Annotated in this window: 3 protein-coding genes; 2 read left to right on the forward strand and 1 reads right to left on the reverse strand. The window is 66.8% G+C overall.

The features are described from left to right. Positions 1 to 304: 304 nt before the first annotated feature. Both ACFWBW_RS41610 and ACFWBW_RS41615 read left to right on the forward strand, forming a co-directional pair. Positions 305 to 889 (forward strand): hypothetical protein, encoded by a 585-nt coding sequence (locus ACFWBW_RS41610; RefSeq protein WP_385385093.1) that lies wholly within the window; start codon positions 305 to 307, stop codon positions 887 to 889. Between the two features lie 666 nt (positions 890 to 1,555). Then, entirely contained in the window at positions 1,556 to 1,714 is a 159-nt protein-coding gene (locus ACFWBW_RS41615; protein ID WP_385385095.1) for a hypothetical protein, read from the forward strand. A gap of 420 nt (positions 1,715 to 2,134) precedes the next feature. On the opposite strand, the gene ACFWBW_RS41620 is transcribed toward ACFWBW_RS41615, so the two are convergent. Continuing rightward, positions 2,135 to 2,983, reverse strand: a complete 849-nt coding sequence (locus tag ACFWBW_RS41620; RefSeq protein WP_385385098.1) for a hypothetical protein — start codon at positions 2,981 to 2,983, stop codon at positions 2,135 to 2,137. Between the last annotated feature and the right edge of the window lie 438 nt (positions 2,984 to 3,421).

The raw sequence follows: 3,421 nt of genomic DNA on the forward strand, positions 1-3,421 counted from the left end.
CCGGTGCGCAGCACGCGCGTTTCGGGTGCGGTTCAAGCCTGTGCTTCTGGGGCGTGGCCCACGCTGCCACACGGTGTCCCGCGTGCCGCCCTTCGGGCCCTGGCGGGCCCTGCGGGCGAAATTGCCGGGCGCCCTCCGGGCGCGTTCACCGGCAATTTCGGTCCGCTGCGCGGACCGCCCTGCCCCGTTCCGGGGCAGGGTTTTTGGCCCTGCGCCTTCGGCGCGCACCGGGCCAAAAAGCACGCGGCCCACCGCGCGGCCTCCTGGGACACGCCCCAGAAGAGCCGAAGCGGAAGGCTGTCCCATGACCATGCCTGTGCACATGACGCCCATCTACTGCTCGCAGTGCCCGGCCGAGACCCCCTCCTCGTACCGCGCGCATCCGGACCGCATGTTCCGCTGCCTGGCGTGTGGTCACCTGCTGGATGTGCGGGACCTTGAGCTGGACCCGGAGGAGGCTTGGACCGTCTCCCGGGATGGTCTGCTCGGCTACACCGTCGACGAGCCGGAGGCGGTCGCCTACGGCCTGGACGGGGCCTTTGCGGCGGTGCACCGGGGCGCTGAACTCGTCCTGGAGGGCCTGACGCTGTCCGAGACCGAGGCGCGCGCGGTGACTCTGGCGGTGTGCGCCGTCCTGTCCGTGCTGGAGGACCCCGGCGTGAGCCTTGATGACGTCACCCGGGCCTGTTTCGAGTCCTCGGCGCCGGAGGTTGCGGCGCGGTTCGGGTGGCGGGTCAAGGCGGCTGCGCTAGAGCACCTGTGCCCGGTGTGCGGGGCCGGGGTGGTGCTGCGCAGCCGTGGCTGGGCGACGTGCGCGAATGCTGGTTGCGGGTGGGGTGACATGGCCGCTGTGCTGACCGGCGGGGTGGCCCCGGGGTGGGAGTTGTGAGAAGCGGACCGGACGGCCGAATAGGTGAACGGGGGCGGCGGACTCGCCGCCCCTTTTGTATGCCTAATGAAGGTTGATGGACAGCCCTGCGGGCTGGTCCGCCCCCTATGTGCCCTTCGGGCACGGGCGGACAAAGGACTCTGCCCTTCGGGCAGGCGCTGCGCGCCGGGCCCCCTTGAAGGCGCTTCGCGCCGGGGCCCACCCCTACGGGGTGAAGGAAGAACCCCGCTCAGCTCCTGTCGGACGGCGGGGCTAGGGTCGGGACAGCCCGCGCCGATATGGCGTGCGCGGGTGAGGCCCGGTGCCCAGACGTGTCTGGGGCAGCAGTACCACCGGGCCGCCCCAATTCATCGGCTCCGGGCGGGCAATGAGAGCCCCTCAGGAGCCCTCCGGGTCCGTCCCGGCCCCCAGGGGGCGCCGCCTGGGGGCGCCGCCTGGGGGCGCCGCCTGGGGGCGCCGCCTGGGGATGGGGCGCGTAGCGGGCCTCGCAGGGGCCACATCGGACTCTTCAGGTTCTGCGGCGAGACGGGTCCGATGGCCGGCCGTAGGTTGGGCGGCGGAAGTTGTGGTGTGGGAGCCGGTGCCCAGCGGGCGGCGTTCGATCATGCGCCTAGTCTCGCGGCCGGGGTGGAGCAGCGAGGACACCGGTCGGGCACACTGCGGCCCATGACCGATGACGAAAAGGCTGATGTGTTTCGCGAGACGATCGATGCCTACCTGGCCGAGGTCGACACCGATGATGCAGATCTCGAATCCGATGACCTGGCGTGGACGTTGGTGCGGGCGCTGCGCAGGGCCGAGGAGCGGGCGCAGGCCCGCCTGTAGAGGGAGCCCGGCTTACGGGCGGCGCAGGAGCGCGGCGAGAGCGGCAAGCAGGCTCTCGCTCCGCGGCGGGGTTCGAGTGTGACGGGGTGAGAATGTTGGCTGGACGCGACATTCTGCGGGTGGTCGCGTCACTGAATTGTCAGCGGAAACCCGCAGGTCACATGGGTCTTGATGGTGGTTCCGGTCAGGGTATGTGAGTACTGCGCAGCTTCGTTGGTTCGCGGCAGCATGGGCATCGCGGGTCAGTGGACCTGGTACGACATGATCTTTCCAGAGTCTAGCTGGAGTCCAGGTTGAAGCAGTCACCTGAAGTGCGATGCGGTGAGCTGCAGACCTCTCGGAGCTGGCGTGCTCGAAGAGGTCTGGTGGGTCGATGGAAGCTGATGGTGTCTCGCAGCGTGGTGTTCGACCGCGAGGGGCTCAGGATGGTGTGACTAGCATGCGGAGCAGTCCGGGTTCGCCTTCCAGGGATGCCAGGGCTTTTCCGAGGATTGCACCGACGGCTCGGCTGCGGTCGGATACGCGCATTGCGCACCCTTCGGTGGGTGAGGTCGTGAGGAGATCGCCGATGGAGATTGGCCCGTACTGGGGGTCTGCTTTGACGTAGACCTGACCTGCGAGTGCCAGTGTCACGTGATGTGCGGATTCGGGACTGCTTTCCATGACGGTTCCCGGGGTGAGCCCGCCGGCACCGGATACAACTCCAGTTGCGCGCGTGTCGTATTGCGCGTCGCATGCGGTGAGCAGGCCGTCGTTTCCGATGACGAGAACGGTGCCTGGTTCGAAGTTGTCTTCTGACCCAAAGGTCTCTGCGTAGTCCGCTCCTTGGGTGGTGAATTTCTTGGATGTCACCTCTTGTTCGAACCATCCAATTTTTCCGTTGACTTGGGGGCAGATCAGTATGCCGTTGATTTCGACTTTTCCGTCGAATTTGCCCGCCGCGAGTGGTCCCTTACCGTAGACACCGATGCCGTGTTCGCTATGCCCGGCGACTCCAGTGGTGCCTCCCTTGCCTTGTCCACGTACGGCGTCGATGCCGATGCCTCCTGTCGACTCGCCGTAGACACCGATCCAGGCCGAGCTGACTCCGGCCACTCCAGTCGAGATAGCTTCTCCCTTGACCCCGAAGCCTTCCGGGGCTTGGGATACGCCGACCACGGCGTGCCAAGCAGTACTCACGCCGAGGACAGCCGTACCCTGGGCGTTTGCTTCCAGGGCAATTGCATTATCGGGTACGGTTATCCTCACGGGTTCGTTGAAGTCATTCATTTTGGTCTCCAGGGCTGGATCTGAGGTTGATGGTTGCCGGTGGGAGTTGGCTAGGTTCGAGCCGGGACGGAGCCAGGCGCTACTCTTCGAACGTACGACTATGCAGGGACATCGGCAACAGGTTGCCAATTCAGTTAAATTTGCAATATGTGACGGGTGAACTGATACGAGTCCCCGCCAGGTCCTTCCAAGGCTGGACGGCCTCAAGGTCGGGCGTGTAGCCACCGGATTCGAAGTGGGGAGGAGGTTTCCAGAGGATGGGTTCGGGAGGTTTGGGTGCTCCTGGAGGCGGAGCCGGAAGGGTCTTGGGGATGGGGGAGCGGAGTGGACCCGCCCAACGGGCCGTAGGCCCGGACTCCGGGAAACGGGGTCACCTCCCGCGCGGAGCGCGGGAGCCCTGAGGCCGGCGAAGCCGGCCGCTCTGGTGGAGCGCAGCGG

It is taken from the genome of Streptomyces sp. NPDC059957, assembly GCF_042730015.1.
Lineage (GTDB): Bacteria > Actinomycetota > Actinomycetes > Streptomycetales > Streptomycetaceae > Streptomyces.